At 34.8% G+C, this 20,729-nt stretch carries 14 protein-coding genes; 4 read left to right on the forward strand and 10 right to left on the reverse strand.

Annotated elements, in window-relative coordinates; all coding sequences use genetic code 11:
* Positions 1-47 precede the first annotated feature (47 nt).
* A complete protein-coding gene (locus tag ACYSNV_RS11880) occupies positions 48-1,106 on the forward strand; it encodes a 3-oxoacyl-ACP synthase III family protein (protein WP_461762763.1) in 1,059 nt (352 codons plus the stop codon).
* Between the two features lie 173 nt (positions 1,107-1,279).
* Here the strand turns inward: ACYSNV_RS11880 and ACYSNV_RS11885 are convergent, their stop codons facing one another.
* The gene (locus tag ACYSNV_RS11885) at positions 1,280-2,743 is read right to left on the reverse strand and encodes a lipopolysaccharide biosynthesis protein (RefSeq protein WP_461762764.1); all 1,464 of its coding nucleotides are present in this window, start codon (positions 2,741-2,743) and stop codon (positions 1,280-1,282) included.
* Between the two features lie 109 nt (positions 2,744-2,852).
* Here ACYSNV_RS11885 and ACYSNV_RS11890 point away from each other — a divergent pair, with 109 nt between their 5' ends.
* From ACYSNV_RS11890 to ACYSNV_RS11900, 3 genes are read left to right on the forward strand one after another with little or no spacing between them, the layout of a single operon-like run.
* Positions 2,853-3,716 (forward strand): glycosyltransferase family 2 protein, encoded by an 864-nt coding sequence (locus tag ACYSNV_RS11890; protein WP_461762765.1) that lies wholly within the window; start codon positions 2,853-2,855, stop codon positions 3,714-3,716.
* Positions 3,717-3,772: 56 nt separating this feature from the next.
* Positions 3,773-4,519 carry an MlaE family ABC transporter permease gene (locus tag ACYSNV_RS11895; protein ID WP_461762766.1) on the forward strand — a complete coding sequence of 249 codons (747 nt, stop codon included), beginning with the start codon at positions 3,773-3,775 and terminating at the stop codon, positions 4,517-4,519.
* Positions 4,520-4,522: 3 nt separating this feature from the next.
* Positions 4,523-5,302, forward strand: a complete 780-nt coding sequence (locus ACYSNV_RS11900) for an ABC transporter ATP-binding protein (RefSeq protein WP_461762767.1) — start codon at positions 4,523-4,525, stop codon at positions 5,300-5,302.
* A gap of 32 nt (positions 5,303-5,334) precedes the next feature.
* Here the strand turns inward: ACYSNV_RS11900 and ACYSNV_RS11905 are convergent, their stop codons facing one another.
* From ACYSNV_RS11905 to rpoB, 9 genes are all read right to left on the reverse strand, one after another.
* Positions 5,335-6,408 (reverse strand): mannose-1-phosphate guanylyltransferase, encoded by a 1,074-nt coding sequence (locus tag ACYSNV_RS11905; RefSeq protein ID WP_461762768.1) that lies wholly within the window; start codon positions 6,406-6,408, stop codon positions 5,335-5,337.
* A gap of 9 nt (positions 6,409-6,417) precedes the next feature.
* Positions 6,418-7,041: a SprT-like domain-containing protein gene (locus ACYSNV_RS11910; protein ID WP_461762769.1), complete on the reverse strand. Its 624-nt coding sequence runs from the start codon at positions 7,039-7,041 to the stop codon at positions 6,418-6,420.
* Between the two features lie 12 nt (positions 7,042-7,053).
* Positions 7,054-7,734 carry an SDR family NAD(P)-dependent oxidoreductase gene (locus ACYSNV_RS11915; protein WP_461762770.1) on the reverse strand — a complete coding sequence of 227 codons (681 nt, stop codon included), beginning with the start codon at positions 7,732-7,734 and terminating at the stop codon, positions 7,054-7,056.
* Between the two features lies 1 nt (position 7,735).
* Positions 7,736-8,668, reverse strand: coding sequence for a M28 family metallopeptidase (locus ACYSNV_RS11920; RefSeq protein ID WP_461762771.1), 933 nt, complete (start codon positions 8,666-8,668; stop codon positions 7,736-7,738).
* A 147-nt stretch (positions 8,669-8,815) separates the two neighbouring features.
* Positions 8,816-10,444, reverse strand: coding sequence for a 2-oxo acid dehydrogenase subunit E2 (locus ACYSNV_RS11925; RefSeq protein ID WP_461762772.1), 1,629 nt, complete (start codon positions 10,442-10,444; stop codon positions 8,816-8,818).
* A 9-nt stretch (positions 10,445-10,453) separates the two neighbouring features.
* Positions 10,454-11,452 (reverse strand): pyruvate dehydrogenase (acetyl-transferring) E1 component subunit alpha, encoded by a 999-nt coding sequence (pdhA, locus tag ACYSNV_RS11930; RefSeq protein ID WP_461762773.1) that lies wholly within the window; start codon positions 11,450-11,452, stop codon positions 10,454-10,456.
* A gap of 673 nt (positions 11,453-12,125) precedes the next feature.
* Positions 12,126-12,434: a DUF3467 domain-containing protein gene (locus ACYSNV_RS11935; RefSeq protein ID WP_461762774.1), complete on the reverse strand. Its 309-nt coding sequence runs from the start codon at positions 12,432-12,434 to the stop codon at positions 12,126-12,128.
* 15 nt (positions 12,435-12,449) lie between these two features.
* A complete protein-coding gene (gene rpoC / locus ACYSNV_RS11940) occupies positions 12,450-16,721 on the reverse strand; it encodes a DNA-directed RNA polymerase subunit beta' (protein ID WP_461762775.1) in 4,272 nt (1,423 codons plus the stop codon).
* Positions 16,722-16,793: 72 nt separating this feature from the next.
* On the reverse strand, positions 16,794-20,606 hold the full coding sequence (gene rpoB / locus ACYSNV_RS11945; RefSeq protein ID WP_461762776.1) for a DNA-directed RNA polymerase subunit beta: 3,813 nt from the start codon (positions 20,604-20,606) through the stop codon (positions 16,794-16,796).
* Positions 20,607-20,729 lie beyond the last annotated feature (123 nt).

The raw sequence follows: 20,729 nt of genomic DNA on the forward strand, positions 1-20,729 counted from the left end.
AATATAAACTCCTAAGTTTAGCTCGCTATTAACCAAATTAAAAAAAAATGAACATCAAATTAACCGGCTCTGGTAGTTATATCCCCACCGAAGTAATAACAAACCAGGATTTTGGGCTATTCGACTTTAGAGATGAAAGTGGACAAAAATTAAAAGACAATAACGAGCGTATTGCTAAAAAACTTCAGCAAATCACAGGTATCGAGGAAAGAAGATATGTTGAAAGTACTTTAACCTCTTCAGATATTGCCACAATTGCAAGTCAAAGAGCTATTCAAGATGCCAATATAGATCAAGAAACAATAGACTATATTATCTTTGCTCATAACTTTGGAGACATAAAACACAATACTATACAATCCGATAATGTTCCAAGTTTAGCCTCTAGGGTGAAACATAACTTGGGCATTAAAAACCCCAACTGCGTTGCTTTTGATTTATTATTTGGATGTCCTGGATGGTTACAAGGTGTGATTCAGTCCTATGCCTTTATAAAATCTGGACTTGCGAAACGCTGTTTAGTTATCGGAGCGGAAACTCTTTCAAGAGTAATAGACCTACATGATAGAGACTCCATGATATACGCGGATGGTGCAGGAGCTACCATATTTGAATCCACACAAAGTCCCGGGGGTATCCTAGCTCTTAGTAATGCTAGTTACACCTTTGAGGAAGCTTTTTATATTCACTACGGAAAATCCTATAATAAAGATCTTGATCCAAACACTAAATACATTAAAATGTTTGGACGAAAAATATATGAATTCGCTCTAACACAAGTTCCCTTAGCCATGAAACAATGCGTAGATAAGAGTAAAATCGATATTAGTCGAATAAAAAAAGTAATGATACATCAAGCTAATGAAAAAATGGATCAAGCCATAGTTGAACGATTCTACGAGTTATACAATTTACCTGTTCCCGATCATATTATGCCTATGAACATACAAAAACTAGGAAACTCAAGCGTAGCCACCCTACCTACCTTATATGATATGATTATCAAAAAACAATTAGATAATCATAACTTTCAAGCTGGTGACATTTTACTTTTTGCTTCAGTTGGAGCTGGTATGAACATCAATGCATTTGTTTATCAGATGTAACCCTCGACTTTGCAAATTTAATTTATAACTATTAACAAACCCCAAAAATTAGAATCTAAAATTTTTTTGGGGTTTGTTATTCCTATTATACACATACTGGTTTTCAAGAAAGAAAAAAGAGATCCAATATAATCTAGTATAAACAGATTATTTATTCATTTATATTATATCCTTTACTTTATTTTTTTAAGTTTTGAAAGTAAGTAAGTCCTAATAGGCATAACTAATGTTGTATAAAAAACGATTACTATTGCAGCTAACAATACCAAGGATACTTTACCCAATAGAGTATAATAATTAGAGATAAAGTTTGGTATAAAATAAACCACCACCAGAATAAAAAACATAGCCAAACAAAGTTTCAAAAAAACGATATCAAAAGGCCATAATCGCATTTTTCTATATATAAAGACGGTTTTCACTAGATTAAACAAACTCATAGAAAATAAAGAAGCAATAGCTACACCAACAATTCCCAAGTTAGTGAAGCTTAAAAAGCAGTAATTCAGACCAACATTAACAACCATTAAGGCACAAATAAACCGCAAATTGTAACGGTAATACTTTGAATAAGATATAATTTCATTATTAAATCCAGTTGACATATTAATTACCACATTAAACCCCAATATATAGATAACAGGCAATGAGCCTTGTAGCTTATCGAATGTAGGTAATATTCTAAAGAAAGGCTCCATGCCTACAACAACACAGCTATAAAGAACCATTCCAATGAAAAACAATATCCGGGCGGTTTGTTTATACTGGATGTTTAATTGCTTTAAAAAACCATTTTTAATGTAATTGGAAACCAAAGGAGCATAAAGGGCAAACACACCAGTGGCAGGAATTGCTAATGTAGAGGCCAAAGTAACACCAATATTATACGTCCCATTTTGCTCAAACCCCAAAAAAGTTGGTATCATCAAAGAGTCCACGCGAAATGCAAAAAACTGACCAAAGCTACCGGCAAAGGCAAAAAAACTATACCAATAATACTGTTTTTTACCAATTACTTCAAATAAATCGGTATATGTACTATGCCAAGAAAATTTAAAATAATTAAAGATATAACGAGCAATTACCAATACGATAACATAATAGGCCCCAATATATAGCCATATACCAATAGAAATTGTTGCTTTATGATAGATAATCAACATAAATACTACAGGTAGGGCTATTTTAGGAATTATTTTCTCAAAAAAAGTCACATAAGCAAGACGGTCTAGATTTGTTGCCTGCCTGCGAAATAAATCGATATAAGCCATGGCAATAGCTAGAAAAAAACCACTATAAATAAACCAATAGTTTTCCTTGGAAACAAACCAATAACAAACTAAAACTACAAAACCAATAATTGCAGACATCTTGGCTAAAGCCAATAGACTAAAACTAAAAAGTTTTCGTTGAAAATAAGCATCCAGTGTTGGATAAAAATTAATTAAAGCATGAGTACTTCCTAAAACAATCACTGGAAAAATTACTTGAGCGAACGCATCGACAAAACGAATAATTCCCAATAATTCTTTATCCAAAGGATAAATCAACACGGTAGAAACTACTCCGATTAATACCCCTAAATAATTTATTACGGTAAATAAAATAGCTTGTTTGGTTGATTTATTGCTTGCCATAAGAAAATAAGATAGTAATCCAATTACAAATATAGTCCTCTAAATGTTTGTTCACTACTATTTTTAATAACTTTGTCCTTATTAAAAAAACTATACGTAAAACCTATTTATGAATTACTTAATTATAATGCCTGCATATAACGAAGCTCCTTACATAGGTCTTACTTTAGATAGCATATTTGCACAAACAAAATTACCTAGTAAAATAGTAATTGTAGATGACAACTCAACCGATAACACACTACAAATAGCTAATCAATACGCCAAAACACATCCTATTCTACAGGTCATCCACAAAGAATCACAATCCATTCACCTACCAGGAAGTAAAGTAATACAAGCTTTCAACTATGGCATAAAAAAAATAGACTTAAGTACCTATGATGTAATTGTAAAATTAGATGCCGACTTAATTTTACCTAAGGATTATTTTCAAACAGTAATTCAAGAATTTAAAAACAATCCAAAATCAGGTATCGTAGGTGGATTTGCTTATATTAAAAAAAATGATCAATGGATTCTGGAAAACTTAACAGATAAGGATCACGTAAGAGGTGCATTTAAAGCATACAGAATACAATGCTATCAACAAATACAAGGCCTACGTCAGGCCATGGGCTGGGACACTGTCGATGAGCTTTTAGCCAGGTATCACAATTGGCAAATAACAACTCTACCCCAGCTCAGGGTTAAACATTTAAAACCAACGGGAGCTAATTACAATAAAGCCTCGAGATACAACCAAGGTCGTAGTTTCTATACATTAGGTTACGGCATTGGTATTACCTTAATAGCCTCCTTAAAATTAGCCTATAAAAAAAACAAACCTCTACTTTTTTTTGACTACATACAAGGTTATTACCAAGCAAAAAAACAAAACATACCTTGGTTAGTAGATCACCAACAAGCAAAATTTATTCGAAAATATCGATACAATAAAATCAAAACAAAACTTAAGAAACTACTTTTTTAAATAATAACTTCTAAAAACTCATTACTAATTGGTATTTTAGCCAATATTTTCCACTTATGATAAAATCCGCATTAAAAAATATAGGGCAATATTTCCTAATGATTAAGGAAATTTTTAGCAAAATGACTAAATGGAAGGTTATGAAACAACTAATCTTTAAAGAAATAGATGATTTAATTATTGGTTCTTTAGGTATAGTATGTTTTTTGTCCTTTTTTGTTGGAGGGGTTGTTGCTATACAAACTGCTTTAAACCTTACCAATCCACTTATACCAAAATATTTAATAGGATTTGCTACCAGACAAAGTGTAATATTAGAGTTCGCTCCTACTTTTATTTCCATTATTATGGCAGGAAAAATGGGGTCTTTTATTACATCTAGTATCGGAACAATGCGAGTAACAGAACAAATAGATGCCTTAGAGGTTATGGGAATTAATTCTATAAATTACTTGGTTTTCCCTAAATTAATAGCTGTACTACTTTATCCTTTTGTAATAGGAATTAGTATGTTCCTAGGAATTCTTGGTGGATGGTTTGGAGGAGTAATGGGTGGCTTTGTAAGTTCGGAAGAGTTTATCATTGGTCTGCAAGATTCTTTTATTCCCTTTCACATTACTTATGCCTTTTTAAAAACCACTATATTTGGCCTACTTCTAGCCACAATACCAGCTTATTTTGGATATTACATGAAAGGTGGGGCCTTAGAGGTTGGAAAGGCTAGTACAACTGCGTTTGTTTGGACAAGTGTAGCCATTATTTTGACTAACTATATATTAACCTCTTTGCTATTAACCAATTAAATTATGATCGAAGTAAAAGATATCCGAAAATCCTTTGATGGTACAGAAGTATTAAAAGGGATTACAACCACTTTTGAAACCGGTAAGACAAATTTAATAATTGGGCAAAGTGGCTCTGGAAAAACAGTTTTCTTAAAAACCTTACTGGGTATTCATCAAAGTGACTCAGGGATAATTTCATTTGATGGCAGAATATATAAGAAACTGACTCCTCAAGAAAAAAGGGATTTAAGAACCGAAATAGGTATGGTATTTCAAGGAAGTGCCTTATTTGATTCCCTCACCGTGGAAGAAAATATAGCTTTCCCTTTACGTATGTTTACCGAAAAATCTGAATCGGAAATAAAACACAGAGTTAATGAAGTTATTAATCGAGTTAATCTAATTAATGCCAATAAAAAAATGCCCTCAGAAATATCTGGTGGTATGCAAAAAAGGGTAGCTATAGCAAGAGCTATAGTAAATAATCCAAAATATCTATTCTGTGATGAACCAAACTCTGGTTTAGATCCTAAAACAGCCATAGTAATTGACAATCTTATACAGAAAATCACTCATGAGTATGGTATTACCACAATCATAAATACCCATGATATGAATTCTGTTCTAGAAATAGGAGAACATATTGTTTTTTTAAAAAACGGCTTACTTGCCTGGCAAGGGAATTCAAAACAAATAATTAATACAAGTAACGAAGATGTTATAGATTTTGTTTACTCCTCTGATTTATTTAGAAAAGTAAGGCAAGCTATGATAGATATGGTTAAAGACGAAACTAAATAAAAAAATCTCCCTTAACAGGGAGATTTTTTTATTTAGTTTCGTTTATCTGCTTGTATACTTTGCGATATTTTTTTGATTTCTTGTTCTTTCTTCTTTGGATAAATTAGCAAGACATCTTTCCTATCAACAATTATATAATCATTTAAACCATCAATTACAACAATTTTATTCTTATCATCAGTCCGTATAATATTATTGGTGGAATTCTCACAAAGAGCCTTGGCATTCACTATAGCATTATCACTAGCGTCTTTTGGAAGTTTATCATACAAAGAACCCCATGTACCTAAATCATTCCAGTCAAAAGTAGCCGGTAAAACATACACATTATTAGCTTTTTCCATCACCGCATAATCGATAGAGATATCTTGAGCTTTATGGTAGTTCTTATCTATAAAATCTGGCTCTTTATCGGTATTATAACTTGAATACCCAGCTTGAAATAACTCAGTCATTTTAGGCTGATATCTTTGAAAAGCATCTAAAATAGCCTCTACACTCCATACAAAAATTCCAGAATTCCAAAGAAAATGACGACTTTGTATAAATTTTCTTGCTGTTACATAATCTGGCTTTTCACGAAATTGAACTACTTTTTTTATTGGTCTTGAATCTAATTTATTGTATTCTATATAACCATAACCTGTATTTGGAAAAGTTGGTAAAATTCCCAAAGTCATCAAAACCTGATCTCTTTCACAAATATCAAAAGTACGCTGTAAATTAGCCACAAACTGCATTTCATCCTCAATCCAATGATCACTTGGAGCCACTACCATAACGGCATTAGGATTCATTTTCTTAATCTTCATGGCCGCGTATAAGATACACGGTGCTGTGTTACGCATAGCGGGCTCTAGAATAATATTCTCCTGATTAACAAAAGGTAATTGCTCTTGAACTATACTTTTATAATTCTGGTGAGTTAAAATAAGAATGTTCTCCTTTGGAATTAAAAGAGATAGTCGATTAAAGGTTTTTTGAATCAGGGTATGTCCTGAACCTAACATATCATGAAATTGCTTGGGAAATTCCGGTGTACTTACGGGCCAAAATCTAGAGCCTACTCCACCGGCCATAACCACAGCATAATAATTTGAACTCATAAAATATTTTTATCTTTTTTCTATATAATGGGTTAGAATTCTCACCTCGGCATTTGCCTTAAAAGTATAAATACGCCCAGTGTGAACTTCTAAACATTCGAATCTCTTAACTCGTAATGGGCCTCTTTTAAAAATTTTACCATTACGCGCTTGAAAATGACTACCTATTGGAATCTCATAGATAAAACATAAATCATCTGATTTCTGCTTTGTATCAAAACTCCTCATAGCAATACTAAGTCTCTCATCTGTATCACTACTAGCTGAAGGGTTTCGAAAGTGATTAGCCAATAAAGGTAAAAGCGAATTTGGAAATACCTCGGGTCTTAAAAACGGCACCATTAAAAGCTGAAAGGTTTGTTTCCATTCTTTACCATGAGGCTTAATCTTAGGGCCGAATTTCTGATAGGCCACCAAATGCGCAATCTCATGAACCAAAGTCATTAAAAAACGATATGGATTCAAATTTGAATTTACTGTAATTATATGTTTACCATCCAAATTTCTTGTGTAATCTCCATGTCTTGTAAGCCGTTCATTAACAATCTTTAAGTGAATTTGATAGTGCTTTATCAACTCAAAACAAGCTTCAACTGCATTAGGAGGTAAATATGGCTCTAAAACTTTAATCAAAATCTACTGTTTTTATGGTGTTGTGCTTGAAGCTTGAAGAACTTTACCATTAAAGAATTTATTTCCTTTCAGGGAAAAATCAACTATAAACTCAGCCATTTCCTCGGGACTCAACGGTGCCTGATAACCAGGAAAAGCTTCTTGAAGCATTTCCGTTTGAACTGCCCCTAAAGCAATCACATTGAAATAAATTTCACGCTGTTTATACTCCTCTGCCAAAAGCTCACTTAGTATGGTTACCGCACCCTTACTAGAGCTATACGCAGCCAAACCACCAAACTTCATTACCCCTTGAACTCCTCCCATGCTACTAATAGTAACCACATGACTTTTTTTCTTTAAAAAAGGTAAGCAAACTTGAATTAAACGCACTACCGCAAAAACATTAACTTTATAAACTTGATTAAAATCCTGTAGAGTTAACTCCTCGAATGGCTTATTTACAATCTGCCCTGCATTGTTAATTACAATATCAAGCTCAGAGTTCCAATTATCTTTAATAAACAAATCAATTTTTGATAGGTCCTGCTCTTGGGTAATATCAACTTTCAGATAAGTAACATTCTTTAAATTAACTAGTTCTTTACTCTCTTGGCGAGATAAAGCCAAGACTTGGTGGCCCTGATCAGCTAATTGCTTACATACTTGTAAACCGATACCTCTACTTGTACCTGTAACTAATATCTTTTTCATTTTATTTCATTTTAATTTCTCCCTGTGGCAAATTAATTAACTCATTAATTACATTGGCCATCTTTTCACTAAAATCCGCCATAAACTCGACATCCATAAGCTCCGCATGATCAAAAACATGATGATAGTAATCATAATTACTGAAATCAAATGAACAAAAAGTATGACTTGGAATATTGAATTCCGTATAAAAGGGATAATTGTCCGAACGTTTAAATAAATTATATTCATTGGCCAAAGCCAATTCTCCCACTAACTCCTCTTGTGCAATCTCATTAATTAACTCAGCGACATTACTAAGTTCTAATCCCGTTCCATAGCTAATAAAAGATTCCTTCATAGGTACACCTAACATCTCAAAATTAAGCATTAAAACAGGCTCTGTATTGTGAGCTTTAAGTTTTTCAGCTAAATGCTTTGCCCCTAATAGACCCTTCTCTTCCGCATTGAAGAAAACAAACATAACTGTTCTTTTATTATTACTTTTTGAGAGTCTGCGGACTTGATCTAATAAAATTACACTACCACTCGCATTATCATTAGCTCCATTGGCAATTGAATCTCCTTCTACCGCTTGAACTATTCCTATATGGTCAAAATGAGCTCCTAAAATAACTATTTCCTTTGATAACTTGGGATCTTTACCCGGTAGAACACCTACAATATTCCATGCATCGTCGTAATTACTTAGCGTATCGTTATAAGTTTTAAAATAAGGTTTTATATTATTTTTCTTTAGTTGATTTGCTAAATATTCTCCCGCCAAATGATTTCCTATTTTTCCTGCCTCCCTACCTTGAAGCTCATCACTGGTCAAAAAATTTAAATCTAGTTGCATCTCTTGTCTAGCTGATAAATTTTTATCATCTAAAGAACTCTTTTGAGTAGCACAACCCACAAAGGCCAAAGCCGAAAGTAACATCCAAAGTCTCATTATATAAAATTTTACCCAAAAGTACAAAAAAGCACGATATATCTCATCATTAAAACCAATTACCAACCTCACATCCACTAAAGAGAATAGAAAAACCCGCTACCTAAAGCATAGATAGCGGGTTTTTTATAATAAATTAAATCCTGATTAAGCTAACATAGTAACAGGGTTTTCTATATAACTTTTCAATGTTTGCAAGAATTGCGCACCAGTTGCACCATCTACTGTACGATGATCGCATGCTAAAGTAACAGTCATAGTATTACCAACAACAATCGCTCCTTGTTTAACAACAGGCTTTTCGACAATTGCTCCTACTGATAAAATAGCCGAGTTTGGTTGATTGATAATAGAGGTAAAAGACTGAATACCAAACATACCCAAGTTTGATACTGTAAATGTACTTCCCTCCATTTGTGCAGGTGTTAATTTTTTAGATTTAGCCTTACCAGCTAAATCCTTAACATTTGCACCAATAGCAGTTAAAGACATTTGATCTGTAAAAGGTAAAACAGGAACAACAAGTCCATCTTCCACAGCTACTGCAACCCCAATGTTTACATGATGATTAATGATAGTTTCTTGTTCTGTCCATTGCGAGTTTACTTGTGGATGCTTCTTTAAAGCCATTGCACAAGCTTTAACAACCATGTCATTAAAAGATACTTTTGTATCTGGAAGTGCGTTAATAATCTTACGAGACTCCATTGCATTATCCATATCTATTTCTATAGTTAGGTAATAATGTGGGGCTGTAAACTTAGACTCACCTAAACGACGAGCGATTGTCTTACGCATCTGAGAATTTTTAACTTGTTCTACATTAAGTTCTCCTGCGATAGCAAAAGGCTTAACTTGAGCTTCAATTTCACCACTTGTGGCTTTAGTAGAAGTTGTACTCTCCGATTTACTAGCGGTACTAGTTGGTACGTAATTCTCTACATCACGCTTAATAATACGTCCATTCTCTCCTGTTCCCTTAAGTGCTGAAAGAACTATACCTTTATCTTGAGCAATACGTTTAGCTAAAGGCGAAATAAACACGCGTCCTTGGGATTGTTCTTGCGGTTGTTCACTAACTTGATCACCGCTTTGTTGTACTTGCTCAACTTCTGCAACTTTTGTCTGTGATACTTCTGGTGAATCTACTTTTGCACCACCAGCGATTATACCACTAACATCCGTACCTTGAGGTCCTAAAATAGCAAGAACAGAGTCAACAGGTGCAGTCTCACCTTCTTGTACACCTATATACAATAATGTACCGGCTTCAAAAGCTTCGAATTCCATCGTAGCCTTATCTGTTTCGATTTCTGCTAAAATATCACCTTCCTCTACCTGATCACCAATTTTCTTAAGCCAAGTCGCTACTGTACCATCTGTCATGGTATCACTAAGACGAGGCATCGTGATAACTTTAACATCTTTTGGTACTGAAACTTCCTGTTTTTCAGGTTTTCTCTCTACTGTTTTTTCTTCCACTTGAACTTGTTGAGAAACACTATCTGAGTTATTTACTAAACCAGATATATCCTCTCCTTGCTCACCGATAATTGCCAATAAAGAATCTACCGGAGCGGTTTCCCCCTCTTGAAGTCCGATATATAACAACGTACCAGAATAGAACGACTCAAACTCCATTGTGGCTTTATCTGTCTCAATTTCAGCTAAGATATCTCCTTCTGAAATTGTATCTCCTACTTTTTTCAACCAAGCTGCAACTACACCTTCAGTCATAGTGTCGCTCAAGCGAGGCATTGTAATTACTTCTGCCATAATAATATATTATAATCTATGAGGTAAAAAAGGATAATCTTCTTGATCATAAACTACATCGTACATAACGTTGGTAGCTGGATAATCAGATTCCTCAGCAAACTTCTCACATTCTGAAACTAGATCTTTAACACGCTGATCAATATCCTTAATTTCTTGATCACTTGCATACCCCTTTTCTTTGATAATATCTAATACTTGGGTAATAGGATCTATTTTTTTGTATTCCTCTACTTCTTCTTTAGTTCTATAATGTTGTGCATCCGACATTGAGTGACCTCTATAACGGTAAGTCTTCATCTCTAAGAAAGTCGGTCCGTCACCACGACGAGCTCTTTCAATAGCCTCATACATAGCCTCTGCAACTTTCACAGGATTCATACCGTCTACTGGTTGACTAGGCATCTCATAACCTAAACCTAACTTCCATAAATCAGTATGGTTGGCTGTACGCTCTACAGAAGTTCCCATAGCATAACCATTATTCTCTACAATGAAAACAACTGGTAACTTCCAATTCATAGCCATGTTAAAAGTTTCATGCAAAGATCCTTGGCGGGCTGCACCATCACCAAAGTAACACATAGTTACGGCCTTTCTATCAAAATATTTATCTGCAAATGCTAATCCTGCGCCTAAAGGAATTTGACCTCCTACAATACCATGTCCTCCATAAAAATTATGCTCTTTAGAGAAAATATGCATCGAACCTCCCAATCCTTGAGAAGTACCTGTGCTTTTCCCTAACAATTCAGCCATAACTCTACGAGGGTCTACTCCTAGACCTATTGGTTGCACGTGATTTCTGTATGCTGTAATCATTTTGTCTTTAGACAAATCCATTGCGTGTAAAGCTCCTGCCAAGACAGCTTCCTGACCATTGTATAGGTGTAAGAAACCTCTCACTTTTTGTTGAATATATAAAGCGGCAAGTTTGTCTTCAAACTTTCTCCAAAACAGCATGTCTTCATACCATTTAAGATAAACTTCTTTTGTAATTTCTTTCATATGACTTTACTTTAATTAGAGAACCAAATCCTCTAAAAATACAGACTTTTTTCAATGCTCCATCCTATGGTGGAAAGGCAAAAATAGCACATCTACTTTACAATGAAAAATTTATTTGTGAAGTTTTAAATTAATGACACACAAAATGTCAAATTTATAAGATAACGCCAATTTTGATTCCAGCTGTTTTTAACATTGAATATACCCATGCTAAAAAAACAAACATCCGAAAAAGACTAATAAAAATTTATTATAATACTAGTAAACATTATAAAAGGTATAATTTATACATAGAAACAATATAAACTTCCCCAGTATTACACTAAGATTAGCAAAGTAAATCAAAGTATTTAACAACCTTTGTAAATACTAGATTAACCCTACCTCCGCAACTTTCAACTAACTTTAGATCCCCACAGTTACTGGATATCTGGTCTTTATAATAATACACTTGATAGGGTAAATTAAAATAATCCTAAACTTTTAACTAACTTCTTATCTAAAAAAGCTACTAAATTCCCCTTTAAAACAGCAAATTATTACAAAATGAGCACCTTTGAAAGGGCCGTGACCGCAATTATAATATTACTAAATATAAAAAGCACAAAAAAAAGCCCCATCAAAAATGATAGGGCTTTTAATATATTGGTTAAACTCATTTTTAGAATTACTCCTAAGCTTGTCCTTTGGTACCAAAATCTACTGAAGACAAATTATAAGGAGCCTCAACATCATTAATAACACCATTTGCTCTTTCAAAACGTTCAATATTCTCATTTAAAGCTTGAACTAGGCGCTTTGCATGCTGCGGAGTTAAGATAATACGAGACTTAACTTTTGCTTTAGGCACTCCCGGCATTATATTAACAAAATCTACTACAAATTCCGTATTAGAATGATTAATAATTGCCAAGTTAGAAAAAGTTCCTTCAGCGGTAACTTCGTCTAATTCGATATTAAACTGTTTTTGCTCCTCTGTCATAATCCTTAAAATAAATTATATTATACCATCTTCCTCCAATGAGCTCACTACAATGTTCTCGTATGATCTCATACCTGTTCCTGCTGGAATTCTGTGTCCGACAATAACATTTTCTTTTAGTCCAGATAAATTATCTACTTTACCAGCTACAGCCGCTTCGTTTAACACTTTAGTTGTTTCTTGGAATGACGCTGCTGAAATAAACGATTTTGTCTGTAAAGAAGCTCTTGTAATACCCTGAAGAATTGGAGTTCCTGTAGCAGGCATAACATCTCTTGCCACAACTAAATTCTTATCCTCACGTCTTAAAAGAGAATTTTCATCACGTAAATCACGCATTGAGATAATCTGACCTTCTTTTAAGTTTTCAGATTCACCTGAATCCTCTACAACCTTCATTCCAAAGAGTCTATCATTCTCGTAAATAAAATCACTAGCATGTACTAATTGATCTTCTAAAAATAAAGTATCTCCAGGATCTTGAATTCTTACCTTACGCATCATTTGACGAATAACTACTTCAAAGTGCTTATCACTAATCTTAACCCCTTGTAAACGATACACTTCTTGAATCTCATTTACTAAATACTGTTGAACAGCTGAAGGTCCTTGAATTCTAAGAATATCCTCTGGCGTGATTGCACCATCAGACAATGGTAAACCTGCTTTAACAAAGTCATTCTCTTGTACCAATATCTGATTAGATAACTTAACTAAGTACTTTCTTACATCACCTGTTTTTGACTCTACGATAATTTCACGGTTACCTCTTTTTATTTTACCAAAAGAAACAACTCCATCAATCTCAGAAACAACCGCAGGATTCGAAGGGTTACGAGCTTCTAGCAACTCTGTAATTCTAGGTAAACCTCCTGTAATATCCCCAGCTTTAGATGTATGACGAGGAATTTTAACTAAAACCTTACCAGCCTTAATTTTCTCTCCGTCATTTACCATTAAGTGAGATCCCACTGGTAAATTGTATGAACGAATTAATTCACCATCCTTACCATAGATAAGTAACGTAGGTATTAATTTTTTATTTCTAGACTCTGTAATAACTTTTTCTTGGAATCCAGTCTGCTCATCAATTTCAACCATAAAGGTCTGACCTTGCTCAATATCTTCATAAGCGATTTTACCAGTAAACTCTGATACAATAACTCCATTATAAGGATCCCACTTACAAATCGTAGTATTTTCCTCTACAACATCACCATCGGCCACATAAATTGTGGATCCGTAAGGAATATTGTTTGTAGTTAATAAAATACCTGTGTTCACATCATACAACTTAGCTTCTGTAGAACGAGAAATCACAATATCTATAACATTTCCTTCGTTATCCTCACCTTTAACCGTTTTTAGATCTTCCATCTCTAAACGACCTTTAAACTTAGCATTGATACTAGAAGTTTCTGAAATATTACCAGCTGTACCTCCCACGTGGAAAGTTCTTAAAGTTAACTGCGTACCAGGCTCTCCAATTGATTGTGCTGCAATAACACCAACTGCTTCTCCTTTTTGTACCATGTTAGCTGTCGCTAAGTTACGTCCATAACATTTAGCACAAATACCCGTTTTAGCTTCACAAGTAAGCGGTGAACGAACTTCGATTGCTTCAATTGGAGCCGCATTAATAGCTTTGGAATGAGCTTCTTCAATTTCCTCTCCTGCTGCTACAATTATCTCAGAATTAAGTGGATTAATGATATCATTAAGTGCAACACGTCCTAAAACTCGTTCTCCTAAAGACTCAATAACTTCCTCATTTTTCTTAAGTGCTTTTACATCTATTCCTCTTAATGTACCACAGTCTACAGTATTTACGATAACATCTTGTGCTACATCATGTAAACGACGTGTTAAATAACCAGCATCAGCTGTTTTTAAAGCGGTATCAGCAAGACCCTTACGAGCCCCGTGAGTAGAAATGAAGTACTCAAGAATCGATAATCCTTCCTTAAAGTTAGAAAGAATAGGATTCTCAATAATCTCTCCTCCACCAACAGTTGATTTCTTAGGCTTAGCCATTAATCCACGCATACCCGTTAACTGACGAATTTGTTCTTTAGAACCCCTTGCACCAGAATCAAGCATCATGTAAACAGAGTTAAATCCTTGCTTATCTTCACGAATATTCTTCATTGCAAGCTCTGTTAACATAGCATTAGTGGAAGTCCAAACATCAATAACTTGGTTATATCTTTCGTTATTTGTGATAAGACCCATGTTATAGTTCATTGAAATATGGTCAACTTGCGTGTTAGCGTCATCAATTAATTCTTGTTTACGCCCAGGAATAATAATATCACCTAAACTAAATGATAATCCTCCACGGAATGCATAACCATATCCCATGTCTTTAATGTCATCCAAGAACTTTGCAGTAGTTGGAACATCTGTTATATTTAAAATACGCCCAATAATATCTCGTAAAGACTTTTTGGTCAATACTTCATTTATAAAACCTGCTACTTCAGGAACAACTTCGTTAAATAAAATTCTCCCAGCCGTAGTCTCAATAATTTGATATACTAATTCTCCTTCAGCATTATAGTCCTTAGCGCGAACTTTAACACCAGCATTAAGATCTAGTTTACCTTCATTAATTGCAATATGTACCTCTTCAACAGAATAGAATGTCAGTCCTTCTCCTTTCACAACTTCATCCGCAGTACTTTTACGTAACTTGGTCATGTAATATAAACCAAGAACCATATCCTGAGATGGAACAGTTATAGGAGCACCATTTGCAGGGTTTAAAATATTGTGTGAGGCTAACATTAATAATTGAGCCTCTAAAATAGCCTCCGGTCCTAATGGTAAGTGAACCGCCATTTGATCCCCATCAAAGTCAGCATTAAACGCTGTACATACTAATGGGTGTAACTGAATAGCTTTTCCTTCTATTAACTTAGGCTGGAATGCTTGAATCCCTAGACGGTGCAAAGTAGGAGCACGGTTTAGTAAAACCGGATGACCCTTAATTACATTCTCTAAGATATCCCAAACAACAGGCTCTTTTTTATCAATAATCTTCTTAGCTGACTTTACAGTCTTAACAATACCTCTTTCTATTAGCTTACGAATAACAAAAGGTTTGTATAACTCAGCAGCCATATCCTTAGGGATACCACACTCGTATAATTTCAATTCTGGTCCAACGACAATTACTGAACGAGCTGAATAATCAACACGTTTCCCTAATAAGTTTTGACGAAAACGTCCTTGCTTACCTTTTAAGGAATCCGATAAAGATTTTAAAGGTCGATTAGACTCTGTTTTAACAGCAGAAGACTTTCTTGTGTTGTCAAACAATGAATCTACTGCCTCTTGAAGCATACGTTTTTCATTACGTAAAATAACCTCAGGAGCCTTAATTTCCATTAAACGCTTCAAACGATTGTTACGAATAATAACACGTCTATACAAATCATTTAAATCAGAAGTAGCAAAACGCCCCCCATCCAATGGAACCAAAGGACGTAACTCCGGTGGGATAACAGGAATTACCTTCAAAATCATCCACTCAGGTTTATTCTCACGATTCAAGTTAGATTCACGGAAAGACTCTACTACTTGTAAACGTTTTAATGCTTCAGTTTTTCTTTGTTTAGATGTTTCATTATTTGCAGCGTGACGTAGTGTGTAAGATAACTCATCTAAATCAGTTGTTGCCAATAAATCCATAATACACTCAGCGCCCATTTTTGCGACAAATTTATTAGGATCTGTATCATCTAAAAACTGATTTTCCATAGGAAGAGTATCACAAATATTTAAATATTCTTCCTCAGTTAAAAAATCTAAACGCTTTAATTCTTCTCCATCAACGTTTTTTGCAATACCTGGTTGGATTACCACATAACGCTCATAATAGATAATCATGTCTAACTTCTTAGAAGGAAGACCTAATATATATCCAATTTTATTTGGAAGAGAGCGGAAATACCAAATATGAGCAATAGGCACAACTAGATTGATGTGACCTACTCTATCTCTACGTACTTTTTTCTCTGTAACTTCAACTCCACAACGATCACAAACGATACCTTTGTAGCGAATTCTTTTATACTTACCACAAGCACATTCATAATCTTTAACAGGACCGAAAATACGCTCACAGAAAAGACCATCTCTCTCTGGTTTATGAGTACGATAGTTTATAGTTTCTGGCTTTAAAACCTCTCCTCTTGATTCTGCAAGAATGGATTCAGGCGAGGCTAAACCTATTGAGATCTTATTAAACCTTTTAACGGTATTTTTCTCTTTATTTTTATTCATGGTAAACTTACTTGTTAAAGTGTTGATATAAAGAGTAAGCAGCCTCAAGACTACTTACCCTATAATCTTAGTTTATTCTTCTAATCTGATGTCTAATCCAAGACCTTTTAATTCATGCATTAATACATTGAATGACTCAGGTAATCCTGGTTCTGGCATAGTTTCACCTTTAACGATAGCTTCGTAAGTTTTCGCTCTACCAATAACGTCATCTGATTTCACCGTCAAGATTTCACGTAATGTACTAGATGCACCATAAGCCTCTAAAGCCCATACCTCCATCTCTCCAAAACGTTGTCCTCCAAACTGCGCTTTACCTCCTAAAGGCTGCTGCGTAATTAAAGAGTAAGGTCCAATTGAACGCGCGTGCATTTTATCGTCTACCATATGTCCTAGTTTCAACATATAGATAACTCCAACTGTTGCTCTTTGGTGGAATCTCTCTCCCGTACCTCCATCATAAAGATAGGTGTGCCCAAATCTAGGTATACCTGCTTGATCTGTAAGCTCATTGATTTGATCCAAATTGGCTCCGTCAAAAATAGGTGTAGCGAACTTCTTACCTAAATTTAAACCGGCCCAACCCAATACTGTTTCATAAATCTGACCAATGTTCATACGAGATGGTACTCCTAATGGATTTAGAACTATATCTACAGGAGTTCCGTCCTCTAAAAACGGCATGTCTTCATCTCTAACGATTCTAGCAACAATACCTTTGTTTCCGTGACGTCCTGCCATTTTATCACCAACACGTAATTTTCTCTTTTTAGCAATATAAACTTTAGCTAATTTCAAAATACCTGATGGCAGCTCATCTCCCACTGTAATCATGAATTTCTCTCTACGAAGCACACCTTGAAGATCGTTCAATTTAATCTTGTAATTATGGATTAAATCGGTAATCATTCTGTTTGCATCCTCGTCTGTTGTCCACTGACCTTTTGTTAAATGAGCAAAATCTTCAACAGCATGAAGCATCTTTTGGGTAAATTTCTTACCTTTTGGTAATACTTCTTCTCCTAAATCATTAAGAACACCTTGAGATGTTTTTCCATTAACGATAAAGAACAATTTATCTACCAAACGATCTTTTAATTCATTGAACTTTACCTCAAATTTTGTTTCTAATAAAGCTAACTCATCTTTATCTTTAGAACGCTTACGCTTATCTTTAACGGCACGAGCAAATAGCTTCTTATCTAAAACAACTCCTCTTAACGATGGAGAAGCTTTCAACGAAGCATCTTTCACATCTCCAGCCTTATCACCGAAAATAGCGCGAAGTAATTTCTCCTCTGGAGTTGGATCAGATTCTCCTTTTGGAGTAATTTTTCCAATTAAAATATCACCAGGTTTTACTTCAGCTCCAATACGAATCATTCCATTCTCATCTAAGTCTTTTGTAGCCTCTTCTGAAACGTTCGGAATATCGTTGGTTAACTCTTCGTTACCTAATTTAGTATCTCTAACCTCTAAAGTATAATCATCAATATGAATAGACGTAAAAATATCTTCTCTTACTACTTTTTCTGAAATTACAATAGCATCCTCAAAGTTATAACCTTTCCAAGGCATAAACGCTACTTGAAGATTACGACCTAACGCTAGTTCTCCATCTTGAGTAGCATATCCATCACAAAGAACTTGACCTTTAACAACTCTATCGCCTTTGCGAACAATTGGTTTTAGGTTAATACTTGTACTTTGATTAGTTTTTCTAAACTTAATTAAGTTATATGACTTCTCGTCGGGATCAAAGCTAATTAAACGCTCTTCATCCGTACGATCGTATTTTATAATAATTTTTTGAGCATCTACATACTCAACTACTCCATTACCCTCAGCATTAATTAAAACACGAGAATCAGAAGCTACCTGTCTCTCTAAACCTGTTCCCACAATTGGAGATTCAGGACGTAATAAAGGAACTGCTTGACGCATCATGTTTGATCCCATCAACGCACGGTTGGCATCATCATGCTCTAAGAAAGGAATAAGAGAAGCAGAAATAGATGCAATTTGATTAGGAGCTACGTCAGTAAAGTGAAGATCTGCAGGTTCAACAACAGGGAAGTCTCCCTCTTCTTTAACAACAACTCTCTCTTCTGTAATTTTCCCATTCTCATCTTGTGGTACGTTAGCCTGAGCAATTAACATACCCTCTTCTTCTTCAGCACTTAAATAAACTGGCTCGTTATGAATATCCACAATCCCATCGTTAACTTTACGATAAGGAGTTTCTATGAATCCCATATTATTAACTTTAGCATAAACTGCTAAAGAAGATATCAAACCAATATTAGGCCCTTCCGGTGTTTCAATCGGACATAAACGTCCATAGTGAGTATAGTGAACGTCACGCACCTCGAAACCAGCTCTTTCTCTGGATAATCCTCCAGGTCCTAGCGCAGATAAACGACGTTTATGCGTAATCTCAGCAAGTGGATTGGTTTGATCCATAAACTGAGATAATTGATTTGTTCCGAAGAATGAATTAATAACCGAAGACAACGTCTTGGCATTAATCAAATCAATAGGGGTGAAAACCTCGTTATCGCGAACATTCATACGTTCACGAATGGTTCTAGCCATACGAGCTAATCCTACTCCAAATTGAGCTGACAATTGTTCTCCTACTGTTCTAACACGACGATTAGATAGGTGATCAATATCGTCAATCTCTGCTTTAGAGTTAATTAATTCAATTAAGTACTTAACAATAGTGATAATATCCTCTTTTGTTAAAACTTGCTTGTCAATAGGGGTATCAAGGTTAAGTTTTTTATTCATTCTATAACGACCAACTTCACCTAGATTGTAACGTTGATCTGAGAAGAACAATTTATCAATAATCCCACGTGCAGTCTCCTCATCAGGCGGTTCTGCATTACGCAATTGACGGTAGATATGCTCTACTGCCTCTTTTTCAGAGTTAGTAGGGTCCTTTTGTAAGGTATTATGTATGATGGCATAATCTGCCTGATTATTATCTTCTTTATGTAAAAGGATAGTTTTAACGTTCGCTTCAATGATTTCTTCGACATTATCTTTATCTAGGACTGTATCACGGTCTAAAATAATCTCATTTCTCTCAATTGAAACAACCTCTCCAGTATCCTCATCAACGAAGTCCTCATGCCACGTATTTAAAACACGAGCAGCAAGTCTACGTCCGATATATTTTTTTAAACCTGTCTTTGATACTTTAACCTCCTCTGCTAGGTCGAAAATCTCTAGGATATCCTTGTCTCTTTCGAAACCGATAGCACGGAATAGGGTTGTTACAGGTAATTTTTTCTTTCTATCGATATACGCGTACATAACGCTATTAATATCGGTAGCAAACTCAATCCAAGATCCCTTAAAAGGGATTACTCTTGCCGAATACAATTTCGTTCCATTTGCATGGAATGATTGTCCAAAGAAAACACCTGGTGAACGGTGTAATTGTGAAACCACAACTCTCTCTGCTCCATTGATTACGAAAGTACCACTTGGAGTCATGTACGGTATTGTTCCTAAATAAACATCTTGAACGATAGTTTCAAAATCTTCGTGTTCAGGGTCAGTACAGTAAAGCTTCAAGCGAGCCTTTAGCGGAACGCTATAAGTTAGCCCTCTATCTATACATTCTTCGATAGAATAACGTGGAGGGTCAACAAAATAATCAAGGAACTCCAACACAAACTGGTTTCTTGTATCAGTAATCGGGAAGTTCTCCATGAAGGTATTGTACAAACCTTCCTTGCCTCTCTCGTCGGATTTTGTTTCTAATTGAAAGAAATCCTTAAAAGACTTTACCTGGATATCCAAAAAATCTGGATAAGCAGGAATGTTCTTTGTAGAAGCAAAATTTAATCTTTCAGTCTGATTTGTAATCATCAATGGACAAAAAATTTTGATTAGAATTTGAATAGTATTTTACGTATAAAACAGAATTATACGCAAAATGGTTTAGGCCTTTGGATATAATCCCAAGACCTAAACCTAGTATATTTTAGAAAG

It is taken from the genome of Myroides sp. LJL119 (assembly GCF_054871605.1).